23 protein-coding genes are annotated in these 20,968 nt (G+C 52.5%); 14 read left to right on the top strand and 9 right to left on the bottom strand.

Annotated features, from left to right (window positions below; translation table 11 throughout):
* Nucleotide 1 precedes the first annotated feature (1 nt).
* Nucleotides 2-1,366 carry an aminodeoxychorismate synthase component 1 gene (gene pabB, locus J1G48_RS12765; protein WP_000978451.1) on the bottom strand — a complete coding sequence of 455 codons (1,365 nt, stop codon included), beginning with the start codon at nt 1,364-1,366 and terminating at the stop codon, nt 2-4.
* An 80-nt stretch (nt 1,367-1,446) separates the two neighbouring features.
* Between pabB and J1G48_RS12760 the strand changes: the two genes are divergently transcribed.
* Nucleotides 1,447-1,626 carry a YoaH family protein gene (locus J1G48_RS12760; protein ID WP_000457328.1) on the top strand — a complete coding sequence of 60 codons (180 nt, stop codon included), beginning with the start codon at nt 1,447-1,449 and terminating at the stop codon, nt 1,624-1,626.
* A 5-nt stretch (nt 1,627-1,631) separates the two neighbouring features.
* Here the strand turns inward: J1G48_RS12760 and J1G48_RS12755 are convergent, their stop codons facing one another.
* On the bottom strand, nt 1,632-1,976 hold the full coding sequence (locus J1G48_RS12755) for a RidA family protein (RefSeq protein ID WP_000029550.1): 345 nt from the start codon (nt 1,974-1,976) through the stop codon (nt 1,632-1,634).
* Between the two features lie 130 nt (nt 1,977-2,106).
* Here J1G48_RS12755 and J1G48_RS12750 point away from each other — a divergent pair, with 130 nt between their 5' ends.
* From J1G48_RS12750 to rnd, 5 genes are all read left to right on the top strand, one after another.
* The gene (locus J1G48_RS12750; RefSeq protein WP_000128807.1) at nt 2,107-4,017 is read left to right on the top strand and encodes an ATP-dependent DNA helicase; all 1,911 of its coding nucleotides are present in this window, start codon (nt 2,107-2,109) and stop codon (nt 4,015-4,017) included.
* Nucleotides 4,018-4,074: 57 nt separating this feature from the next.
* Nucleotides 4,075-4,770, top strand: coding sequence for a tRNA (adenosine(37)-N6)-threonylcarbamoyltransferase complex dimerization subunit type 1 TsaB (gene tsaB, locus J1G48_RS12745; RefSeq protein WP_001221017.1), 696 nt, complete (start codon nt 4,075-4,077; stop codon nt 4,768-4,770).
* A gap of 71 nt (nt 4,771-4,841) precedes the next feature.
* Entirely contained in the window at nt 4,842-5,423 is a 582-nt protein-coding gene (locus J1G48_RS12740; protein WP_000290594.1) for a Slp family lipoprotein, read from the top strand.
* 204 nt (nt 5,424-5,627) lie between these two features.
* Nucleotides 5,628-7,313 carry a long-chain-fatty-acid--CoA ligase FadD gene (fadD, locus tag J1G48_RS12735; RefSeq protein ID WP_000758418.1) on the top strand — a complete coding sequence of 562 codons (1,686 nt, stop codon included), beginning with the start codon at nt 5,628-5,630 and terminating at the stop codon, nt 7,311-7,313.
* Nucleotides 7,314-7,385: 72 nt separating this feature from the next.
* On the top strand, nt 7,386-8,513 hold the full coding sequence (rnd, locus tag J1G48_RS12730) for a ribonuclease D (RefSeq protein WP_001109121.1): 1,128 nt from the start codon (nt 7,386-7,388) through the stop codon (nt 8,511-8,513).
* A 121-nt stretch (nt 8,514-8,634) separates the two neighbouring features.
* On the opposite strand, the gene minE is transcribed toward rnd, so the two are convergent.
* From minE to minC, 3 genes are read right to left on the bottom strand one after another with little or no spacing between them, the layout of a single operon-like run.
* A complete protein-coding gene (minE, locus tag J1G48_RS12725; protein ID WP_001185666.1) occupies nt 8,635-8,901 on the bottom strand; it encodes a cell division topological specificity factor MinE in 267 nt (88 codons plus the stop codon).
* 3 nt (nt 8,902-8,904) lie between these two features.
* The gene (minD, locus tag J1G48_RS12720; protein WP_000101047.1) at nt 8,905-9,717 is read right to left on the bottom strand and encodes a septum site-determining protein MinD; all 813 of its coding nucleotides are present in this window, start codon (nt 9,715-9,717) and stop codon (nt 8,905-8,907) included.
* Between the two features lie 23 nt (nt 9,718-9,740).
* On the bottom strand, nt 9,741-10,448 hold the full coding sequence (minC, locus tag J1G48_RS12715) for a septum site-determining protein MinC (protein WP_000072528.1): 708 nt from the start codon (nt 10,446-10,448) through the stop codon (nt 9,741-9,743).
* Between the two features lie 125 nt (nt 10,449-10,573).
* On the opposite strand from minC, the gene J1G48_RS12710 reads away from it, so the two are divergent.
* The 5 genes from J1G48_RS12710 (at nt 10,574) to J1G48_RS12690 (ending at nt 12,969) form a co-directional block, all read left to right on the top strand.
* Nucleotides 10,574-10,867 carry a YcgL domain-containing protein gene (locus tag J1G48_RS12710; RefSeq protein ID WP_187787666.1) on the top strand — a complete coding sequence of 98 codons (294 nt, stop codon included), beginning with the start codon at nt 10,574-10,576 and terminating at the stop codon, nt 10,865-10,867.
* 49 nt (nt 10,868-10,916) lie between these two features.
* Nucleotides 10,917-11,576 carry a fumarylacetoacetate hydrolase family protein gene (locus tag J1G48_RS12705; RefSeq protein ID WP_001519895.1) on the top strand — a complete coding sequence of 220 codons (660 nt, stop codon included), beginning with the start codon at nt 10,917-10,919 and terminating at the stop codon, nt 11,574-11,576.
* Nucleotides 11,577-11,668: 92 nt separating this feature from the next.
* The gene (locus J1G48_RS12700) at nt 11,669-12,115 is read left to right on the top strand and encodes a YcgN family cysteine cluster protein (RefSeq protein WP_001285703.1); all 447 of its coding nucleotides are present in this window, start codon (nt 11,669-11,671) and stop codon (nt 12,113-12,115) included.
* 351 nt (nt 12,116-12,466) lie between these two features.
* Nucleotides 12,467-12,604: a hypothetical protein gene (locus tag J1G48_RS12695; protein ID WP_001519337.1), complete on the top strand. Its 138-nt coding sequence runs from the start codon at nt 12,467-12,469 to the stop codon at nt 12,602-12,604.
* Nucleotides 12,605-12,795: 191 nt separating this feature from the next.
* Nucleotides 12,796-12,969, top strand: coding sequence for an addiction module toxin, GnsA/GnsB family (locus J1G48_RS12690; protein ID WP_001083582.1), 174 nt, complete (start codon nt 12,796-12,798; stop codon nt 12,967-12,969).
* 71 nt (nt 12,970-13,040) lie between these two features.
* Here J1G48_RS12690 and J1G48_RS12685 read toward each other — a convergent pair whose 3' ends face one another.
* From J1G48_RS12685 to nhaB, 3 genes are all read right to left on the bottom strand, one after another.
* Nucleotides 13,041-13,382 carry a DUF1971 domain-containing protein gene (locus tag J1G48_RS12685; RefSeq protein ID WP_000018967.1) on the bottom strand — a complete coding sequence of 114 codons (342 nt, stop codon included), beginning with the start codon at nt 13,380-13,382 and terminating at the stop codon, nt 13,041-13,043.
* Nucleotides 13,383-13,490: 108 nt separating this feature from the next.
* The gene (dsbB, locus tag J1G48_RS12680) at nt 13,491-14,021 is read right to left on the bottom strand and encodes a disulfide bond formation protein DsbB (RefSeq protein WP_000943475.1); all 531 of its coding nucleotides are present in this window, start codon (nt 14,019-14,021) and stop codon (nt 13,491-13,493) included.
* A 141-nt stretch (nt 14,022-14,162) separates the two neighbouring features.
* Entirely contained in the window at nt 14,163-15,707 is a 1,545-nt protein-coding gene (gene nhaB / locus J1G48_RS12675; protein WP_000406438.1) for a Na(+)/H(+) antiporter NhaB, read from the bottom strand.
* A gap of 219 nt (nt 15,708-15,926) precedes the next feature.
* Here nhaB and fadR point away from each other — a divergent pair, with 219 nt between their 5' ends.
* The gene (gene fadR / locus J1G48_RS12670) at nt 15,927-16,646 is read left to right on the top strand and encodes a fatty acid metabolism transcriptional regulator FadR (RefSeq protein WP_000234826.1); all 720 of its coding nucleotides are present in this window, start codon (nt 15,927-15,929) and stop codon (nt 16,644-16,646) included.
* Between the two features lie 46 nt (nt 16,647-16,692).
* On the opposite strand, the gene J1G48_RS12665 is transcribed toward fadR, so the two are convergent.
* On the bottom strand, nt 16,693-18,225 hold the full coding sequence (locus tag J1G48_RS12665) for a SpoVR family protein (protein ID WP_001240763.1): 1,533 nt from the start codon (nt 18,223-18,225) through the stop codon (nt 16,693-16,695).
* A gap of 322 nt (nt 18,226-18,547) precedes the next feature.
* Between J1G48_RS12665 and J1G48_RS12660 the strand changes: the two genes are divergently transcribed.
* Nucleotides 18,548-19,846, top strand: a complete 1,299-nt coding sequence (locus J1G48_RS12660) for a D-amino acid dehydrogenase (RefSeq protein ID WP_001266937.1) — start codon at nt 18,548-18,550, stop codon at nt 19,844-19,846.
* A 13-nt stretch (nt 19,847-19,859) separates the two neighbouring features.
* Entirely contained in the window at nt 19,860-20,930 is a 1,071-nt protein-coding gene (gene dadX / locus J1G48_RS12655) for a catabolic alanine racemase DadX (protein ID WP_000197907.1), read from the top strand.
* Nucleotides 20,931-20,968: the final 38 nt, after the last annotated feature.

Genomic DNA, 20,968 nt, shown 5'->3' with positions numbered 1-20,968 from the left:
ATTAGTTCTCCAGTGGGTGCAGGATACGATTAACTTTATCAAAAGTTTCCTGATATTCCGCTTCTTCCTTGCTATCGGCCACGATACCGCCGCCGGCTGAGCAATAGAGTTGGCCCTGCGTTGCCGTGACGGTGCGGATAGTAATACTGGTATCCATCTTGCCGCAGAAACTCAGATAACCGATGCTACCGCACCAGGCGTTGCGTCGCTGCGGCTCCAGTTCGTCGATAATTTCCATCGCCCGCACTTTAGGCGCGCCGGTAATGGAGCCGCCGGGGAAAGCCGCGCGCAGCAGGTCGGTAGCATGAAGCGAGTCCGGTAAACGGGCGGTAATGGTGCTAACCAGATGGTGAACGGCAGGAAATGGTTCGACGACGAACAGTTCCGGCACTTTCACCGAACCCGGCACGGCGACCCGGCCAATGTCGTTACGCATCAAATCGACGATCATCAAATTTTCAGCGCGATCTTTCATTGAGTTGGCCAGTTTCTGCGCCTGCTGACGATCCGCCTGCGGATCGTTAAGCCGTGGGAGCGTACCTTTGATCGGGCGCGTCTGAATATGACCATTCTCCAGTTGGATAAAACGCTCGGGAGAAAGGCTCAATATGGCGCCGTCATGTAAACGAAGAAAGGCGCTGAACGGGGCGCGATTGGCGCGGTTAAGGTGTTCGAAAGCCTGCCACTCATCACCCTCGTAGCTCGCCTGAAAACGCTGGGAAAGATTGACCTGATAGCAGTCCCCGCTGTGCAGCCAGGCCTGCACCTGACGAAACTTTTCGCCATACTCGCAACGCGTCATATTGGATTGCCAGGCCGAGGTAAGCCTGAAGGGCGTGCGGGTCGGCGCGTGCTGGCTGGTGAGCCAGCGATATCGGGCGTCTGCATCGTGATAGCTTATCAGCGACACCACCTGTTTTTGGTGATCGACAATCAGCGCCCAGTCGTAAAGGCCAATCGCCATATCGGGTAAAGCGATATCGCGCGCAGCAGTATCGGGCAGAATTTCGAAACGCCGCCCTAAATCATAACCAAACAGACCCAGCGCGCCGCCCTGAAAGGGTAAGTCAGGGTCAGGCTGAGGATGAAAAGGCAGCGCCTCCAGTTGAGTCTGCAAAACGTGTAACGGATCGTCGAAAGTGACGGTAGTCGTGCGCGCAGTACATACCGTGGTTTCCTGCGCGCGCGTGGTCAGTGTGGTGACAGGATCGGCGACCAGAATATCAAAACGGTTATAGGGATGAATAGCATCACCTGAATGCAGCAGCATCGCCCAGGGCAAATGATTTACGGGCGCAAAATAGTGTTCAGCGGCGTCCGGACGCCAGGGTAAGGTGATAACAGTGGGAGATAACGTCTTCATCATTCCTGACTCGTTACAACACTACTGGCTTACCGCCGGGTAGCGTGAAATAATTAGCGCTAACAATTTAGCAGGAGTTAATCATGTTTGCAGGTTTACCTTCACTCAGTCATGAACAACAGCAAAAAGCCGTAGAACGTATCCAGGAATTGATGTCGCAAGGTATGAGCAGCGGAGAAGCGATTGCCCAGGTGGCGGGCGAACTTCGCGCCAACCATACCGGCGAACGGATAGTGGCGCGTTTTGAGGATGAAGACGAATAACCGGCTTATACCGCCGCGACAATCTTAATCTCAACTTTATATTTCGGGTTCATCAACCCGGCCTGTACGGTACAGCGTACCGGCGCATGGCCTGCGACGACCCACGCATCCCACGCCTTATTCATGGCGGCAAAATCCGCTTTATCGCTCAGGAAAATAGTGGCATCCAGAATACGTGACTTACTGGAGCCCTGTTTTTCCAGCACCGCATCAATTTGCGCCAGAGTATTCGCCGTTTGCTCAAAAGCATCGGCGTCCAGGTTTTCCGGCACGCCGGTATACCACAGCGTATTATTGTAGATCACCACGTCTGACCAACGATCTTCGGCATCAATACGCACGATAGACATTACTTATTCCTCATTTGCTTTTCATTTGAATGGTTCAAGACTGCCACAATGTGGCGTCGCCGTCACCTCTGTAACTGGCGTAAGCCTTTCTACCCTGACATAATCCCTGTGCAAATTAACAGGGGGCAGTGTGACGGACGATTTTGCAGCAGATGGCCAACTGGCCAAAGCGATAACCGGCTTTAAACCGCGCGAACCACAGCGACAAATGGCGGTTGCCGTAACACAAGCGATTGAAAATGCGCAGCCTTTGGTTGTTGAAGCCGGCACCGGAACCGGGAAGACCTATGCTTACCTCGCTCCGGCGTTGCGCGCCGGGAAAAAAGTCATTATTTCGACCGGGTCGAAAGCGTTGCAGGATCAACTCTACAGCCGCGATCTGCCGACGGTAGCAAAAGCGTTGGCGTTTACCGGTAAGACGGCCCTGTTGAAAGGACGTTCAAACTACCTCTGCCTGGAGCGTCTGGAACAACAAGCGCTGGCGGGCGGCGATTTACCGGTACAAACGTTAAGCGACGTGATATTGCTGCGCTCCTGGTCAAATCAGACGCGGGATGGCGATATCAGCACCTGCGTCAGCGTGGCGGAGGATTCCCAGGCCTGGCCGCTGGTCACCAGTACCAACGACAACTGCCTTGGCAGCGATTGCCCGCTCTACAAAGAGTGCTTTGTGGTGAAAGCGCGTAAAAAGGCGATGGACGCGGATGTGGTGATTGTAAACCACCACCTTTTTCTTGCGGATATGGTGGTTAAAGAGAGCGGGTTTGGCGAACTTATCCCTCAGGCTGAAGTAATGATCTTCGATGAAGCCCACCAACTGCCTGACATCGCCAGCCAGTATTTCGGACAATCGCTCTCCAGCCGTCAGTTACTGGATTTAGCAAAAGACATCACCATCGCCTACCGGACGGAACTGAAAGACACTCAACAGTTGCAAAAATGCGCCGATCGCCTTGCCCAGAGCGCCCAGGATTTTCGTCTGCAACTGGGGGAGCCCGGCTACCGGGGAAATTTGCGTGAACTGTTAGCCGACTCGCGTATCCAACGGGCATTTTTACTGCTGGATGATACGCTGGAGCTTTGTTACGACGTGGCGAAGCTGTCGCTGGGCCGTTCGGCGCTGCTGGATGCGGCTTTTGAACGCGCCACGCTATACCGTTCACGGCTGAAACGCTTAAAAGAGATCAATCAGCCGGGATACAGCTACTGGTATGAGTGCACCTCGCGCCATTTCACCCTGGCGCTGACGCCGCTCACAGTGGCGGACAAATTCAAAGAGGTGATGGAACAGAAACCCGGTAGCTGGATTTTTACCTCAGCCACGTTATCGGTAAATGATGATCTTCACCACTTTACCGCCCGTCTGGGAATTGAACAGGCAGAATCCATGCTGCTGCCCAGCCCATTCGACTATACGCGCCAGGCGTTACTCTGCGTACCGCGTAACCTACCGCAAACCAACCAGCCCGGCGCGGCGCGACAGTTGGCGGCTATGCTCAGGCCGATTATTGAAGCCAATAACGGGCGATGTTTTATGCTGTGCACCTCACACGCCATGATGCGCGATCTGGCGGAGCAGTTTCGCGCCACCATGACGCTGCCGGTATTGTTGCAAGGGGAAACCAGTAAAGGCCAACTGTTACAGCAATTTGTTAGCGCCGGCAACGCGCTGCTCGTCGCCACCAGCAGCTTCTGGGAAGGGGTGGACGTGCGCGGCGATACGTTATCTTTGGTGATTATCGACAAATTGCCGTTTACTTCCCCGGACGACCCGTTGTTAAAAGCGCGAATGGAAGACTGTCGTTTGCGCGGTGGCGATCCGTTTGATGAGGTTCAACTGCCCGATGCGGTGATTACGCTGAAGCAGGGGGTGGGGCGGCTAATTCGCGATGCGGACGATCGCGGGGTGTTAGTGATTTGTGATAACCGGCTGGTGATGCGGCCCTATGGCGCCACGTTTCTCGCCAGCCTGCCTCCTGCGCCGCGCACGCGTGATATCGCCCGTGCCGTTCGCTTTCTTGCGATTCCATCCGCCGAGTAATTTGTTACGGAGTATGGTAAGATGCGCGCTATTTTATTGATCTAAGCACGAAACCTCATGCGAATTCTGGCTATCGATACCGCCACAGAGGCCTGTTCTGTCGCCCTGTGGAACAACGGTACTATCAATGCTCACTTTGAGCTTTGTCCACGAGAACACACTCAACGTATCCTGCCCATGGTGCAGGAGATTCTGGCCGCCAGCGGCGTCTCGCTCAATGAGATAGATGCGCTGGCGTTTGGGCGCGGTCCGGGCAGCTTTACCGGCGTGCGTATCGGCATTGGGATTGCGCAAGGGCTGGCGTTAGGGGCAAATCTGCCGATGATCGGTGTTTCGACGCTTGCCACGATGGCGCAGGGCGCGTGGCGTAAAACCGGCGCGACCCGCGTACTCGCCGCGATTGACGCGCGGATGGGCGAAGTGTACTGGGCGGAATACCAGCGTGATGCGCAGGGCGTCTGGCAGGGCGAAGAGACGGAAGCGGTGCTGAAACCGGAACGGGTCGGTGAGCGGTTGAAACAGCTTTCCGGCGAGTGGGCGACGGTAGGAACGGGTTGGTCCGCATGGCCCGATCTGGCGAAGGAGTGCGGCCTGACGCTTCATGATGGGGAGGTGTCGCTCCCGGCAGCGGAAGATATGTTGCCCATCGCCAGTCAAAAGCTGGCGGCAGGAGAGACCGTTGCCGTGGAACATGCCGAGCCGGTTTATTTGCGTAACGAAGTGGCGTGGAAGAAACTTCCCGGCAAAGAATGACTCTCACTACTATTACCCCCCATACTTTATGCTGTGGGGTGGAATAGAGGTCGAGAAAAAGGAGTCGCATCATGGCGGTTCAAAAACGGTTAATAAAAGGGGCGCTGGCGTGCGCTTTTGCGCTTATGCTGAGCGGTTGCGTGACTATCCCGGATGCCATTAAAGGTTCGAGTCCGACGCCGCAGCAGGATTTGGTGCGGGTGATGAATGCGCCGCAGCTCTATATCGGGCAAGAGGCGCGTTTTGGCGGCAAAGTTGTGGCGGTACAAAATCAGCAGGGAAAAACCCGGCTTGAAATCGCGACCGTACCGCTCGACAGCGGCGCGCGTCCTGTTCTGGGCGAAGCCTCGCGCGGCAGAATTTTTGCCGATGTGAACGGTTTTCTGGACCCGGTGGACTTCCGTGGCCAGTTAGTTACCGTTGTCGGCCCGATAACCGGCACGGTTGACGGTAAAATCGGCAATACGCCGTATAAATTTATGCTGATGCAGGCTACCGGCTATAAACGCTGGCATCTTGTTCAGCAGGTCGTCATGCCTCCACAGCCGATCGATCCGTGGTTTTACGGCGGACGCGCCTGGCCTTATGGCTATGGCGGTTGGGGATGGTATAACCCTGGACCCGCAGAGGTTCAGACGATAGTAACAGAGTAACCCTTTGTTTTATCAATAAAAGAAACAGCGGCTGGTCCGCTGTTTCTGCATTCATAGAGACATAATAAAAATAAATAGTGACGCGCTTCGCAACCTTTCAGTTGCGTAATTAATAAACTGGTACGCTGAGTTAATATAATGTTAACGACTTGTTTATTAACTGGGGTTGTGATGACGACGAACACTCATTTTAGAGGTGATGCATTGAAGAAGGTTTGGCTTAACCGTTATCCTGCTGATGTTCCGGCGGAGATCAACCCTGACCGTTATCAATCCCTGGTTGAACTGTTTGAACATGCGGCGACGCGCTATGCCGATCAGCCTGCGTTCGTCAATATGGGGGAGGTAATGACCTTCCGTAAATTAGAAGAACGTAGTCGGGCATTTGCGGCTTATTTACAACAAGGGCTGGGACTCAAAAAAGGCGACCGTGTGGCGCTGATGATGCCAAACCTGTTGCAGTATCCTGTCGCGCTATTTGGTATTTTACGCGCTGGCATGATTGTGGTGAACGTTAACCCGCTGTACACGCCGCGCGAACTTGAGCATCAGCTTAACGATAGCGGCGCGGCGGCAATCATTATTGTTTCTAACTTTGCCCATACGCTGGAAAAAGTAGTCGAGAAAACGTCGGTACAGCACGTTATTCTGACGCGGATGGGCGACCAGCTTTCTACCGCCAAAGGTACGGTTGTTAACTTTGTCGTGAAATACATCAAGCGTCTGGTGCCAAAATACCACTTGCCAGATGCGATCTCGTTTCGCAGCGCGCTACAGCATGGCTACCGTATGCAGTATGTCAAACCCGAGGTTGTCGCTGAAGATCTGGCTTTCCTGCAATATACCGGCGGTACGACGGGCGTGGCGAAAGGCGCGATGTTGACCCACCGCAATATGCTGGCGAATCTGGAGCAGGTGAAAGCGACCTATGGGCCGCTGCTGCACCCGGGGAAAGAGCTGGTAGTGACCGCGCTGCCGCTGTATCACATTTTTGCCTTAACCATGAACTGTCTGCTTTTTATCGAGCTGGGTGGGCAAAACCTGCTGATTACCAATCCGCGTGATATCCCCGGCCTGGTCAAGGAGCTGGCGAAATATCCATTTACGGCGATGACTGGCGTTAATACGCTATTCAACGCCCTGCTCAATAATAAAGAGTTTCAACAGCTGGATTTTTCTTCGCTGCATCTGTCAGCCGGCGGCGGGATGCCGGTGCAAAACGTCGTTGCGGAACGTTGGGTAAAGCTGACCGGGCAATACCTGCTGGAAGGCTACGGGCTGACCGAGTGCGCCCCGCTGGTGAGCGTCAACCCGCATGATATTGATTATCACAGCGGCAGTATCGGCCTGCCTGTACCGTCAACAGAAGCCAAACTGGTGGATGACGATGATAACGAAGTCGCGCCGGGTGAGGCCGGAGAGCTTTGCGTGAAAGGCCCTCAGGTTATGCTGGGATACTGGCAGCGTCCTGACGCGACGGATGAAATCATTAAAGATGGTTGGCTGCATACGGGCGATATTGCGGTTATGGATGAAGATGGCTTTCTGCGGATTGTCGATCGTAAGAAAGATATGATTCTGGTTTCTGGTTTCAACGTTTATCCAAACGAAATTGAAGATGTGGTGATGCAGCATTCTGGCGTGCAGGAAGTCGCGGCGGTTGGCGTGCCTTCCGGTAGTAGCGGCGAAGCGGTGAAGCTTTTTGTGGTTAAGAAAGATCCGGCATTGACTGACGATGCGTTGATCACCTTCTGCCGTCGCCATCTGACCGGATATAAGGTGCCCAAACAGGTAGAGTTTCGCGAGGAATTACCAAAATCTAACGTTGGGAAAATTTTACGACGAGAACTGCGTGACGAAGCCCGTGGCAAAGTAGACAATAAAGCCTGAGCGTTAAGTCAGCTAACGAGAGACGCCGGTTAAGCCGGCGTTTTTTTTGGCGCGAACCAAAGAGAACACGATTTGAATTACCAAATGATTGAAACGGACGATGCGCTGGCGAGCCTGTGTGAGGCTGTCCGCGCATGTCCGGCTATTGCTTTAGATACGGAATTTGTCCGTACCCGCACCTATTACCCGCAGTTAGGATTGATCCAGTTATTTGACGGGGCAAATGTCGCCCTGATCGATCCGCTCGGCATCAGCGACTGGTCGCCGTTAAAAGCGGTGTTGCGCGATACGGGAATCACCAAATTTCTGCACGCGGGTAGCGAAGATCTGGAAGTATTTCTGAATGCGTTTGGCGAACTGCCGGAGCCCCTGATTGATACGCAAATTCTGGCGGCGTTTTGCGGGCGTCCGCTGTCGTGGGGGTTTGCGGCGATGGTAGAAGAGTATACGGGCGTGGCGCTGGATAAAAGCGAGTCTCGTACCGACTGGTTAGCCCGGCCTTTAAGCGAACGTCAGTGTGAATACGCGGCGGCGGATGTCTGGTATCTGTTACCGATCGCCAAAAAGCTGATGATTGAAACTGAAGCCGCAGGATGGCTGCCTGCCGCGCTTGATGAATGCCGATTGATGCAGCAGCGTCGTCAGGAGATTCAGGCGCCGGAAGAAGCATGGCGGGATATCACCAATGCCTGGCAACTGCGTACTCGCCAGTTAGCCTGTCTGCAACTTTTAGCTGACTGGCGGATACGTAAGGCGCGTGAGCGCGATATGGCGGTGAACTTTGTTGTGCGTGAAGAAAACCTGTGGGCGGTCGCGCGTTATATGCCGGGCAGTCTCGGTGAGCTGGATAGCCTGGGGCTTTCCGGCAGCGAGATTCGTTTTCACGGCAAGACGTTGATATCGCTGGTGGCGAAAGCACAGGCGTTACCGGAAGAGGCATTGCCGGAACCCCTGTTGAATCTGATGGACATGCCGGGCTATCGCAAAGCGTTTAAGGCCATCAAAGCGCTGGTGGCGGAGGTGAGCGCGTCGCATCACGTCAGCGGCGAGCTACTGGCATCGCGTCGGCAGATTAATCAGTTGCTTAACTGGCACTGGAAATTAAAACCGCAAAATGGGCAACCGGAATTGATTTCCGGCTGGCGCGCCGAACTGATGGCGGAGAAGTTAACTCTTCTGTTGCAGGAGTATCCGCGTTAACGGCGGTAATTGCCGGGAAAACGGCCAGTGAAATAAATGTCCGTATTCGGAATAATGTAAAAAAATAAAAAAGGCAGATTCTTCTGCCTTTTTTAATCCAGGAATTTTCCCATAAAAGAGCTTATTTTGACTCTTCGGCTTCCGGCAGCGTTACGTTAAGTTCAAGGATGGAGATATCACCATCTTTTTGCTCAAGCTGGACGGTAACCATTTCCGGATCGATTTGTACGTATTTACAAATGACCTCAAGAATATCTTTACGTAACTGCGGTAAATAATGCGGTTCGGCATCGCTACGGCGACGTTCCGCGACAATGATTTGCAACCGCTCTTTTGCAATATTAGCGGTACTCTTTTTCCGCGAGAGAAAAAAATCCAGTAATGCCATAATTTATCCTCCGAACAGGCGTTTGAGGAAACCTTTCTTCTCTTCTTCAATGAAGCGGAAAGGACGTTCTTCTCCCAACAGACGATCTACGGTATCTGCATAGGCTTTACCCGCATCCGCAGTGGCGTCAAGAATCACCGGTTCACCCTGGTTAGATGCGCGCAGTACGGATTGATCTTCCGGGATCACCCCGACGAGTTTAATACGCAGAATCTCCAGTACATCTTCCATGCTGAGCATGTCGCCTTTATTGACGCGGCCTGGATTGTAGCGCGTCAACAGGAGATGTTCTTTAATCGGTTCTTCGCCATTTTCTGCGCGACGAGATTTCGATGCCAGAATACCCAGAATACGGTCCGAGTCACGGACAGAAGAGACTTCCGGGTTAGTCGTGATGATCGCTTCATCGGCAAAATAGAGCGCCATCAGCGCCCCGGTTTCGATACCCGCCGGCGAGTCGCAAACGATGAACTCAAAGTCCATCGCTTTCAGTGAGTCCAGTACCTTAGCGACGCCTTCGCGCGTTAGCGCGTCTTTATCCCGGGTCTGCGACGCCGGAAGAATGAAGAGATTTTCAGTACGCTTATCTTTGATCAGCGCCTGATTCAGTGTCGCATCGCCCTGAATGACGTTTACAAAATCGTAAACGACACGACGTTCGCACCCCATAATCAGATCGAGGTTACGCAGTCCGATATCAAAATCAATGACGACAGTTTTCTTTCCCTTCTGGGCCAAACCTGTAGCGATGGCCGCGCTGGAGGTGGTCTTGCCAACGCCCCCTTTACCCGAAGTAACAACAATAATGCGTGCCATAAAAATTCCTTGTTAAAAAGGGATCAATTCAACGGTTGAACTGTCAAAGCGTTGTCTGCTAAACGCAGGCGCGCCGCTTTGCCATAAAATTCTGCCGGGATTTTATCACTCAGCCAGTAAACACCTGCGATAGAGACCAGTTCTGCCGTCAGATGGGTACAAAAAATTTGCGCTTCCCGATCGCCGCTCGCTCCTGCCAGCGCGCGACCTCTCATCATGCCATAGACATGGATATTGCCGTCAGCGATAAGCTCTGCGCCAGCGCTGACGTGACTTGTAACAATCAGATCACATTGTGGAGCATAAATGCGCTGACCGGAACGAACCGGAACATCAATTAATCGCGTTTTTGTGATGGGATTGGCGTTTTGCGGCGGTTCGCTGGGCGTTGCCGGCTCAACGGGCGCAGGCCGAACCGCTTTCTCTTTACCTTCAGTCAGTAAAGGAAGACCCATCCGATCGATTTCTACTTTCAGGCTGGTGTCTTTACAGCCGCTCACGCCGATAATGCGTAAGCCGGTTGAGGTCACGATCTTATGCAGTTCCGGCCAGTTTACCGGGCTTTCAAGACCGCTAACGTTAATAACGACAGGGGCGTGTTTTAAAAACGCAGGAGCCTGCGCTATTTTGTCTTCTAACGCCTGACGAATAACCTCTGGTTCCGCTTCATGCAAATGAACCACTGATAAGGTGAAGCTACTGCCTTTAAGCTCGATTGGCGTGTTTGACATCCTGGCCTTACTCAATTTGCTATTTATCATCTCCGATACGGAGTGATATTCCGAAGTCCAGAAGGCATGTTATAGTCAGTATTATATTGAGGCAAGTCACCATCCCGTTAATTCAGAGTAAAAGTATGTTTTGTGTGATCTATAGAAGTAGCAAGCGCGATCAAACCTATTTGTATGTCGAAAAAAAAGACGATTTTTCGCGGGTGCCTGAAGCATTGATGAAAGGATTCGGTCAGCCGCAGTTAGCGATGATGCTGCCGCTTGATGGACGTAAAAAATTAGTCAATGCCGAGCTCGAAAAAGTAAAACAGGCGTTAAGCGAGCAGGGCTATTATTTACAATTGCCGCCGCTGCCGGAAGATTTGCTGAAACAACATCTTTCTTCGGTAGGACAAAATACGTCGCCCGCTGACCGTTAAACGGTATTCGGCGCCGCGCCTGAATTCCATCATGATCTTAGGGGAAAATATGTATCAACATCGTAACTGGCAAGGCGCCTTGCTTGATTACCCGGTAAGTAAAGTGGTCTGCGTGGGCAGTAATTACGCAAATCACATCAAGGAGATGGGCAGCGCGACGCCGGAAGAACCCGTGCTTTTTATCAAGCCGGAAACCGCATTGTGTGATATTCGCCAGCCGCTGGCGATTCCGGCGGATATGGGGGCTGTTCATCATGAAGTTGAGCTTGCTGTGCTGATTGGCGCAACGCTCCGCCAGGCGACCGAAGATCATGTACGTAAAGCGATAGCCGGTTATGGCGTGGCGCTTGATTTAACCCTGCGCGATATTCAAGGGAAAATGAAAAAGGCCGGACAGCCCTGGGAAAAAGCCAAAGGTTTTGATAACGCATGTCCGATTTCAGGCTTCATCCCTGTCGCGGCCTTCTGCGGCGATCCGCAAAATACGGTTATCGGACTTAACGTTAATGGCGAGGTTCGCCAGCAAGGGTCGACCGCGGATATGATTCATCCTATTGTGCCCCTTATCGCCTATATGAGCCGCTATTTTACGCTCAAAGCCGGGGACGTGGTGCTAACCGGCACGCCGGCAGGCGTGGGGCCATTATTAAGCGGCGATGAGCTGGACATTCGTTTTAATGGCGAAACGTTGTCTACCCGCGTTCTGTAAAATCTGCTTGCCGCCTTCAGCGGCGGTAAAACTTGCATCTGCAGGCCAGACTGGTTATAAGGTGCAGCTTTAGTGCAATGGCGGATACTTTAATGAGCGATACACCTTTCTGGCAACGTAAAACCCTGGATGAAATGACCGATGCCGAGTGGGAGTCGCTGTGCGATGGCTGCGGTCAATGCTGCCTGCATAAGCTGATGGATGAAGATACAGATGAAATCTACTTCACCAACGTGGCGTGCAGGCAATTAAATATCAAAACGTGCCAGTGCCGTCATTATGAGCGCCGTTTTGAATTTGAACCCGACTGTATCAAACTCACTCGCGAAAACTTGCCAGACTTTGAATGGTTGCCGATGACCTGCGCCTACCGTTTGTTGGCGGAAGGTAAGCCCTTGCCGACGTGGCATCCGCTGCTGACTGGATCGAAAGCTGCTATGCATGGCGAGCGAATTTCTGTCCGTCATATCGCGGTTAAAGAATCTGAAGTACGGGACTGGCAGGATCATATTTTAAATAAACCGTCGTGGGCAGAATAAGTCTTCGGCAAAACGGCTGATTGTTTACAATTCTTTAATTTACGCTGGGCGGCCCCTGAAGCCAGGAATTGCGTGCAAATTCCGTCACCTGGCGTTATCACTGCCTTCTCTTCTTCCCTGACGCGCCTTGTCGCTGCGCTCGCGCACGTATGGCGGCGACTCTATACTTTCAAAGCAGTATATCGCTGCCTATCCTGAGGAGTTACCCCATGAATAACCAACCGTTGCGCGTTTCAAAGGATCAGCCCAGGAAGCCTGATAAGACACCCGAAGACGAAGGAAAAAATCCAAAGAAAAACCAAAAGTAGTGCTGTAGGGTATCTTTAATAACTATGGTTCGTTGGAGGCTTTATGTCTGAACGTCCTGATTTAGTCGATCCATTACCAGAGGATGAGCCGCTTCCTGGTGAAAATATTCCGGATACACCAGAGGGAGACGATCCTCTCGACCCGGATACCCAGAATGAGGTTGAAGATCCTCGTAGATAGCGTCTTGTGCTATTAACCAACCGCCTGATGCACCGTCTGTGCCAGGCGGTTTTTTACATCTTCTAAAGCGAAACATCCTGATAATCCTCAGAAAGATAGCCTATAATTTTTTGTACGTTAAAATAGTAGCGCGTCCATGACGACACTGTCTTATTGCGCTTAGCCGTTTGCGAGTTCAAAGGAGGAAATCAATGAACAGCGAAGAGTTGACACATAAAGCAGAAGAGGAAATCGCGGCACTCATTAGCAAAAAGGTCGCCGAACTACGGAAGAAAACCGGGCAAGAGGTTTCCGAAATAGAGTTCGCGCCGCGAGAAACGATGAAAGGGCTTGAGGGATACCACGTTAAAATTAAACTACTCTAGCGTTTAATTAGCGCCATTAATCACCTGGCTACTGGGCGGGACGCCGCCCAGTGGTGACTGGTTTACCGATGTCAGGCTTTTTTCTGTTGATACATTTCCTCGCCCTGATGGTCTTCCTCTACCCAAAAATGAATGTTGAACCGCGCATCATCGCTCAGCTCTACCCGATGCCAGTATTGCGGCGGACTGGTGGCGAATTGCCCGGCATTAATCACCACTTTCACTTCGGGTTCTGTCGCGGTTTCATTCGCAAAGCCATAGTAGGTCACGGTGCCTTCCATCACGCAGAGTTGTCCGAAAACGCCTGCCGCTGTGTTGTGATGAGAGAGCAGTGCCGCCGGAACATTCTCTTTGGTGAAAAAGGGGGTAGAGCGTTTAACTTTCCAGTTTGCCGGGATGCGTAAGTGGGACATAAGACATCTCCCTGATGTGGTAATTAAAAGATGTATTTAATATACACCTTTTAATTACTGGCAAACAACGCTTCGGGCAAAAAAAACGCTCCCGAAGGAGCGTGTGTATCAACGACCGAACAGGTCGCGTTTTTTAGGCTTAAATGCCTGGGCTATGACGACGGCTATCGCCACCACAAGGTAAGCGGCAAAGATCCCCAACAGCCATTGCGGCATCTCCAGCGTTAAAAACGACCACTGGCGTTCGGCGCAATCACCGGATGCCACAAACACCTGCGGCAGCCATTTACCCAACGGCAACCAGTCTGGAAAGCGCGCCATAAAGTCACAGGTCATGAACGGCGAGGGATGCAACTGAATCATCGTATGTTCATACGCCAGTTGTAGACCCCGCCATGCGCTGTAAATCCAGATAACCATGGCCACGTATCGCAGCGGTGTTTTCGGCGCTATAGCGCCGACCAGACCCGCGCCCATCACGCCAAACAGGGCGCAACGTTCGTAAATACATAGCACGCAAGGTTTAAGTAACATGACGTGCTGGAACCACAGCGCCACCATTTCCAGCGCCAGGGCGGTAAACGCCATCAGTAACCATGCGCCCCGACCCCGTGAGCACTGGTTTAAAAATCGCAACATAATAATTTCCCTGCAACATGCGTAGAGACCGCAGTGTAAACCAATTCAATTCGTGCGCCACTAGCGGGAAATGAAATAATGTGTAATTGGATAATTATCAGGCAAAAATCGGAGCCGGGCGGTGTATTGCCCGGCCAAACGTTACGAAAGCGTTGCTAACCATCCTGCCTGAGTCATCCATTCGGTGGCCGGCGCAAGAGTGAATTCGACGCACAGTAGCCCTATCAGGGTCAGTACGATAGTGTACGGTAACGCCATCCAGACCATACGGCCATAGGAGAGACGGATTAACGGCGCCAGCGCGGAGGTCAGCAGGAATAAGAATGCCGCCTGACCATTTGGCGTCGCTACCGATGGCAGGTTAGTACCGGTATTGATGGCCACGGCTAGCAGCTCAAACTGTTTTAAGCTGATTGCGCCGTTTTCCATTGCCGCCTTCGCTTCGTTGATATAAATGGTGCCGACAAAGACGTTATCTGAGATGGAAGACAACAGGCCGTTAAAGAGATAGAACAGCGTTAGCTGCGCGTGTTCAGAGGCTTGCAAGACGAACTGAATAATCGGCGCGAAAAGATGTTGATCGATAATAACCGCCACAATGGAGAAGAAAACGGTTAACAGCGCAGTAAACGGCAGCGACTCGGTAAACGCTTTGCCGATGGCGTGTTCATCGGTTACACCCGTTAACGCGGTGGCCAGAATAATGACCGACAGACCAATCAGTCCCACCTCCGCGAGATGGAGGGCGAGGGCGGTAACCAGCCAGACGCCAATAACCGCCTGGACTATTAGTTTAATTTTATCCTGGCGGGTGCGCTTCTTACGGCTTTGATCGTCGAATTGCTGTAAAACATCGCGGACTTTTTCGGGCAACGTTTCGCCATAGCCAAACCAGCGCATTTTCTCGACCAGCATACAGGTTAACAGTCCACATACCAGTACCGGGACGGTGACAGGCGACATCCGCAAAAAGAAGTCGCCGAAATGCCAGCCAGCCGCTTTAGCGATGATCAGGTTTTGCGGCTCCCCGACCATGGTCATGACGCCGCCCAGCGCCGTCCCCACGCCTGCATGCATCATCAGACTACGCAAGAATCCGCGGAATTGCTCCAGCACCGTTTTGTAATGCGGATCGATATGGCTGTCGTCCAGCATATCGTTCTCTTCGCCGCGCGATGAGGCCACACGATGGTAAATCCCGTAAAAACCGACGGCGACGCTGATCACCACCGCAACGACGGTAAGCGCGTCAAGGAAAGCCGACAAGAACGCGGCGGCGACGCAAAAGGCCAGCGACAGAACCATCTTCGAGCGGATACTGAGTAACAGACGGGTAAAAATAAACAGCAATAACTGCTTCATAAAGTAGATGCCTGCCACCATAAACATCAGCAGCAGCAAGACTTCCAGGTTGGCGGCAACCTCTTCACGTACATGGGCGGCGCTGGTCATACCGATGATAACGGCTTCAATGGCCAGTAACCCGCCGGGCAGCAGGGGGTAACACTTTAACGCCATCGCCAGAGTGAAGATAAACTCTGCCACCAGCAGCCAACCGGCAATAAAGGGATTAGCTAAGAAAATGAATGGGTTAACAATTAAAAAGACAAGTAGTGCCAGTTTGTACCAGTCGGGCGACTGGCCTAAAAAGTTGCGCCACATGGCGCGACCCCATGAGATCTCCATGAAATTTTTCCTTACCTAGAAAAATGAAATAGCGTTTTTATGTTTAAACACAGAGAGTAGCGAGCGCGACGAATGCAAGCAAGTCCTTAACGATATTGGCAGGCGATATCAGAAATGGTGCCTTGATCCCCTTTTTCTTCATTGCGTCCGCTATCAGGTGTTACGCCCGTCTGGTATGATGAGTGCAACTATGTTTTGCTGTGTAATGGAAATCTCACTATGGTCATTAAGGCGCAGAGCCCGGCGGGTTTCGCGGAAGAGTATATTATTGAAAGTATCTGGAATAACCGCTTTCCTCCTGGCACGATCTTACCGGCAGAACGAGAACTCTCCGAACTGATCGGCGTGACGCGCACGACATTACGCGAGGTGTTACAGCGGCTGGCGCGAGATGGCTGGCTGACCATTCAGCATGGCAAACCGACAAAGGTTAATAATTTTTGGGAAACGTCAGGGCTGAATATCCTTGAAACGCTGGCCCGCCTTGATCATGAAAGCGTTCCGCAACTGATCGACAATTTGTTGTCGGTGCGTACCAATATTTCTACTATCTTTATTCGTACCGCGTTGCGTCAACACCCGGATAAGGCGCAGGAAGTGCTGGCCACTGCCCACGAAGTGGCCGACCATGCCGATGCATTCGCCGATCTGGACTATAACATCTTTCGTGGTCTGGCATTCGCCTCCGGCAATCCTATTTACGGCTTGATCCTGAACGGCATGAAAGGGTTATACACCCGCATTGGTCGCCACTATTTCGCCAATCCGGAAGCGCGCAGTCTGGCACTGGGTTTCTATCATAAATTATCGTCGTTATGCGAGCAGGGCGCGCACGACCAGGTGTATGAAACGGTGCGACGTTACGGGCATGACAGCGGCGAGATTTGGCATCGGATGCAGAAAAATCTGCCCGGCGATTTAGCGATTCAGGGACGATAATCCCGCGATGCCCGGTAGGCGCAAACACTACCGGGCAGCATCTCGATTACAGCGTGTTCATGCGCGGCGGACAACGCTCCAGCAGTTCTACGCTGCCATCCTCATTTTGTTGCTCCAGCATCACATCAAAGCCCCATAACCGATGCACATGTTTCAGCACCTCTTTGCGGCCTTTATCCAGCGGTGCGCGGTTATGCGGGATATAACGCAACGTCAGCGATCTGTCGCCGCGTAAATCCACATTCCAGACCTGAATATTCGGCTCCAGGTTGCTCAGGTTATACTGTGACGACAGTTTTGATCGAATCTCCCGATAACCTTCTTCGTTATGAATGGCGGAGATCTCCAGATAATTATGCCTGTCATCATCAAGTACCGTGAAGAAACGGAAATCACGCATCACTTTTGGCGACAGGAACTGGCTGATAAAGCTTTCATCTTTAAAATCGCGCATGGCGAAGTGCAGCGTTTCCAGCCAGTCGGAACCGGCAATATCCGGAAACCAGTATTTATCTTCATCCGTGGGCGACTGACAAATACGTTTGATATCCTGGAACATGGCAAAGCCGAGCGCATAGGGGTTAATTCCGCTATACCAGGGGCTATTATAGGGCGGCTGAAATACGACATTGGTATGGCTGTGTAAAAACTCCAGCATAAAGCGTTCCGTCACTTTGCCTTCATCATACAGATGGTTCAGGATGGTGTAGTGCCAGAAGGTCGCCCAGCCCTCGTTCATGACCTGCGTCTGTTTCTGCGGATAAAAATACTGGCTGACTTTACGCACGATGCGCAGAATTTCGCGCTGCCACGGCTCGAGCAACGGGGCGTTTTTCTCCATAAAATAGAGCAGGTTTTCCTGCGGTTCAGCGGGAAAGCGGCGTGCTTCGGCGACAGTTTTTTCTTCCTCGCGTTTTGGCAGCGTGCGCCACAGCATATTCACCTGGCTTTGTAGATACTCTTCCCGGCTTTTTTGTCGCGCTTTCTCTTCCTGCAACGAGATTTTCTGCGGGCGCTTATAGCGATCGACGCCGTAATTCATCAGCGCGTGGCAGGAGTCGAGCAGTTTTTCTACTTCATCCACTCCGTAGCGTTCTTCACAGCGGGTAATGTAATTCCGGGCGAAAATCAGGTAGTCGACGATAGAGCTGGCATCCGTCCAGCTCCGGAAGAGATAATTATTTTTAAAAAAGGAGTTGTGGCCGTAACAGGCGTGCGCCATGACCAGCGCTTGCATGGTGATGGTGTTCTCTTCCATCAGGTAGGCAATGCAGGGATTAGAGTTGATCACAATTTCATAAGCCAGTCCTTGTTGACCATGCTTATACAGACGTTCCGTCTCAATGAACTTTTTGCCAAACGACCAGTGCGGATAGTTGATCGGCATCCCGACGCTGGAGTAGGCGTCCATCATCTGTTCGGAAGTGATGACTTCAATTTGGTGCGGGTAAGTATCCAGTTGGTAGAGCTTCGCCACGCGGTCTATCTCTGCCAGATAGACATCCAGCAGATCAAATGTCCAGTCGGGTCCATCGCTCAAACGTGTGGTGTCCTTGTTCATGGAATCAATCATTGCCATTCGCGCACCCTCATTGTTGGCGACGCTCTCTGTATGGAGCGCCTCCTTTCAAGCATAGAACACCATGTTAAAAAACGACTTGATCGTGAAAACTTTTCTTTGCGATTTCCTCCACATTGAACGGCAAAAAATCGGGTATTGGCATCATTTTATGCTGTATAGCCATGCCGCGTAGCAGGAGATCCCAAACCAGTGGGATCGCTTGTCTTTAGGGTATATGTGAAGCACGTCACCATAAAAAAGTCATATGTTGAATAATATTTTCATCTGGGTTATCAAGATGTAATCAGAAGATTGTTCTTTTACTATTAACGGAGTGGCTATGCGAGTTGTCATCCTGGGGAGTGGCGTAGTTGGCGTGACCAGCGCCTGGTACTTGAGTCAGGCGGGGCATGATGTCACCGTCATCGATCGCGAATCCGGCCCGGCGCAAGAAACCAGCGCGGCGAATGCCGGACAAATTTCACCGGGATATGCGGCGCCCTGGGCGGCCCCTGGCGTACCGCTGAAGGCGATAAAATGGATGTTCCAGCGCCATGCGCCGCTGGCGGTGCGTCTGGATGGCACCCCATTTCAACTGAAGTGGATGTGGCAAATGCTGCGTAACTGCGATACCCGGCATTATATGGAAAATAAAGGCCGCATGGTGCGCCTGGCGGAATATAGTCGCGACTGTCTGAAAACGCTACGCGCCGCGACCGGTATCGAATATGAAGGCCGCCAGGGGGGAACGCTACAACTCTTCCGCACCGCGCAACAGTATGAGAACGCCACCCGTGATATCGCCGTGCTGGAAGATGCCGGGGTGCCGTATCAGCTCCTGGAATCCAGCCGACTGGCGGAAGTTGAACCCGCTCTGGCTGAGGTTGCGCATAAATTAACCGGCGGACTGCGCTTACCGAATGATGAAACCGGGGACTGTCAGCTCTTTACCCAGCGTCTGGCGCGCATGGCGGAGCAGGCGGGCGTAACCTTTCGCTTTAATACTCCCGTGGAAAAATTACTGTACGAAAATGATCAGATTTACGGCGTGAAATGCGCCGATGAGATCATTAAAGCAGATGCGTATGTTATGGCGTTTGGATCGTATTCGACGGCGATGCTTAAAGGCATTGTTGATATCCCGGTGTATCCGCTGAAAGGCTATTCATTAACCATCCCAATCGTCGAGCCAGACGGCGCGCCGGTATCGACGATTCTTGATGAAACCTACAAAATCGCTATTACGCGTTTTGATAAGCGTATTCGCGTGGGGGGAATGGCGGAAATCGTGGGCTTTAATACCGACTTACTGCAACCGCGCCGCGAGACGCTGGAGATGGTTGTGCGCGATCTCTTTCCGCGCGGCGGTCATATTGAGCAGGCCACATTCTGGACCGGCCTGCGCCCCATGACGCCGGACGGCACGCCGGTAGTAGGACGCACCCGTTATAAAAATCTGTGGCTTAATACTGGACACGGCACCTTAGGCTGGACGATGGCCTGCGGTTCAGGCCAGTTGTTAAGCGATATCTTGTCGGGTCGCACGCCAGCGATACCCTACGACGATCTGAGCGTGGCGCGATACCGTTCCGATTTTACGCCCACCCCCCCGCAACGTTTGCATAGCGCGCATAACTGATAAAGGAAGTGAAATGACCCGCCCTATACAGGCCAGCCTTGATTTACAGGTAATGAAACAAAATTTGGCTATTGTGCGCCGGGCGGCCCCAGAGGCGCGCGTCTGGTCGGTAGTGAAAGCCAACGCCTACGGCCACGGTATTGAACGCGTCTGGAGCGCGCTGGGCGCCACAGATGGTTTCGCTATGCTCAACCTTGAAGAGGCGATTACCCTGCGTGAGCGCGGGTGGAAAGGGCCGATATTGATGCTGGAGGGGTTTTTCCATGCGCAAGACCTGGAGGCGTATGACACTTATCGGCTGACCACCTGCATCCACAGTAACTGGCAGTTGAAAGCGCTGCAAAATGCGCGGCTTAACGCGCCGCTGGATATCTATGTCAAAGTCAACAGCGGCATGAACCGACTCGGTTTTCAGCCTGAGCGGGCGCAGACCGTCTGGCAGCAATTGCGGGCAATGCGCAATGTCGGTGAAATGACCCTGATGTCACATTTTGCTCAGGCCGATCATCCGGAAGGTATCGGGGAGGCGATGAGGCGTATTGCGCTGGCGACAGAAGGCCTTCAATGTTCATACTCGTTATCAAATTCGGCAGCGACGCTGTGGCATCCCCAGGCGCATTATGACTGGGTCAGGCCGGGCATTATTTTGTACGGCGCGTCGCCGTCAGGACAGTGGCGGGATATTGCCGATACCGGACTAAAACCCGTGATGACGCTGAGTAGCGAAATTATTGGCGTGCAGACGCTGAACGCGGGTGAAAGGGTAGGCTATGGCGGAGGGTATTCTGTGACTCAGGAACAACGCATTGGCATCGTCGCGGCGGGTTATGCCGATGGCTATCCACGCCATGCACCGACCGGGACGCCTGTGCTGGTGGACGGTATCCGTACCAGAACAGTAGGCACCGTTTCAATGGATATGCTGGCGGTGGATTTGACGCCGTGTCCGCAGGCGGGAATCGGCACGCCGGTTGAATTATGGGGCAAAGAAATTAAGGTCGATGATGTCGCCTCTGCGGCAGGCACGCTGGGCTATGAGCTACTGTGCGCCGTAGCGCCGCGCGTGCCATTTGTGACAACGTAACCTAACTCAGACTAAGGCGTCGACCGGTCCACCTGGGG

Source organism: Salmonella sp. SAL-020 (assembly GCF_017372215.1).
Taxonomy (GTDB): domain Bacteria; phylum Pseudomonadota; class Gammaproteobacteria; order Enterobacterales; family Enterobacteriaceae; genus Salmonella; species Salmonella enterica.
This window is presented reverse-complemented; position numbering and strand designations above follow the sequence as displayed.

Coding starts and splice junctions, on each gene's coding strand:
- pabB (WP_000978451.1), bottom strand. CDS start 1,366: ATGATGAAGACGTTATCTCCCACTGTTATCACCTTACCCTGGCGTCCG.
- J1G48_RS12760 (WP_000457328.1), top strand. CDS start 1,447: ATGTTTGCAGGTTTACCTTCACTCAGTCATGAACAACAGCAAAAAGCC.
- J1G48_RS12755 (WP_000029550.1), bottom strand. CDS start 1,976: ATGTCTATCGTGCGTATTGATGCCGAAGATCGTTGGTCAGACGTGGTG.
- tsaB (WP_001221017.1), top strand. CDS start 4,075: ATGCGAATTCTGGCTATCGATACCGCCACAGAGGCCTGTTCTGTCGCC.
- J1G48_RS12740 (WP_000290594.1), top strand. CDS start 4,842: ATGGCGGTTCAAAAACGGTTAATAAAAGGGGCGCTGGCGTGCGCTTTT.
- minE (WP_001185666.1), bottom strand. CDS start 8,901: ATGGCATTACTGGATTTTTTTCTCTCGCGGAAAAAGAGTACCGCTAAT.
- minD (WP_000101047.1), bottom strand. CDS start 9,717: ATGGCACGCATTATTGTTGTTACTTCGGGTAAAGGGGGCGTTGGCAAG.
- minC (WP_000072528.1), bottom strand. CDS start 10,448: ATGTCAAACACGCCAATCGAGCTTAAAGGCAGTAGCTTCACCTTATCA.
- J1G48_RS12710 (WP_187787666.1), top strand. CDS start 10,574: ATGTTTTGTGTGATCTATAGAAGTAGCAAGCGCGATCAAACCTATTTG.
- J1G48_RS12705 (WP_001519895.1), top strand. CDS start 10,917: ATGTATCAACATCGTAACTGGCAAGGCGCCTTGCTTGATTACCCGGTA.
- J1G48_RS12700 (WP_001285703.1), top strand. CDS start 11,669: ATGAGCGATACACCTTTCTGGCAACGTAAAACCCTGGATGAAATGACC.
- J1G48_RS12695 (WP_001519337.1), top strand. CDS start 12,467: ATGTCTGAACGTCCTGATTTAGTCGATCCATTACCAGAGGATGAGCCG.
- J1G48_RS12690 (WP_001083582.1), top strand. CDS start 12,796: ATGAACAGCGAAGAGTTGACACATAAAGCAGAAGAGGAAATCGCGGCA.
- J1G48_RS12685 (WP_000018967.1), bottom strand. CDS start 13,382: ATGTCCCACTTACGCATCCCGGCAAACTGGAAAGTTAAACGCTCTACC.
- dsbB (WP_000943475.1), bottom strand. CDS start 14,021: ATGTTGCGATTTTTAAACCAGTGCTCACGGGGTCGGGGCGCATGGTTA.
- nhaB (WP_000406438.1), bottom strand. CDS start 15,707: ATGGAGATCTCATGGGGTCGCGCCATGTGGCGCAACTTTTTAGGCCAG.
- fadR (WP_000234826.1), top strand. CDS start 15,927: ATGGTCATTAAGGCGCAGAGCCCGGCGGGTTTCGCGGAAGAGTATATT.
- J1G48_RS12665 (WP_001240763.1), bottom strand. CDS start 18,225: ATGGCAATGATTGATTCCATGAACAAGGACACCACACGTTTGAGCGAT.
- J1G48_RS12660 (WP_001266937.1), top strand. CDS start 18,548: ATGCGAGTTGTCATCCTGGGGAGTGGCGTAGTTGGCGTGACCAGCGCC.
- dadX (WP_000197907.1), top strand. CDS start 19,860: ATGACCCGCCCTATACAGGCCAGCCTTGATTTACAGGTAATGAAACAA.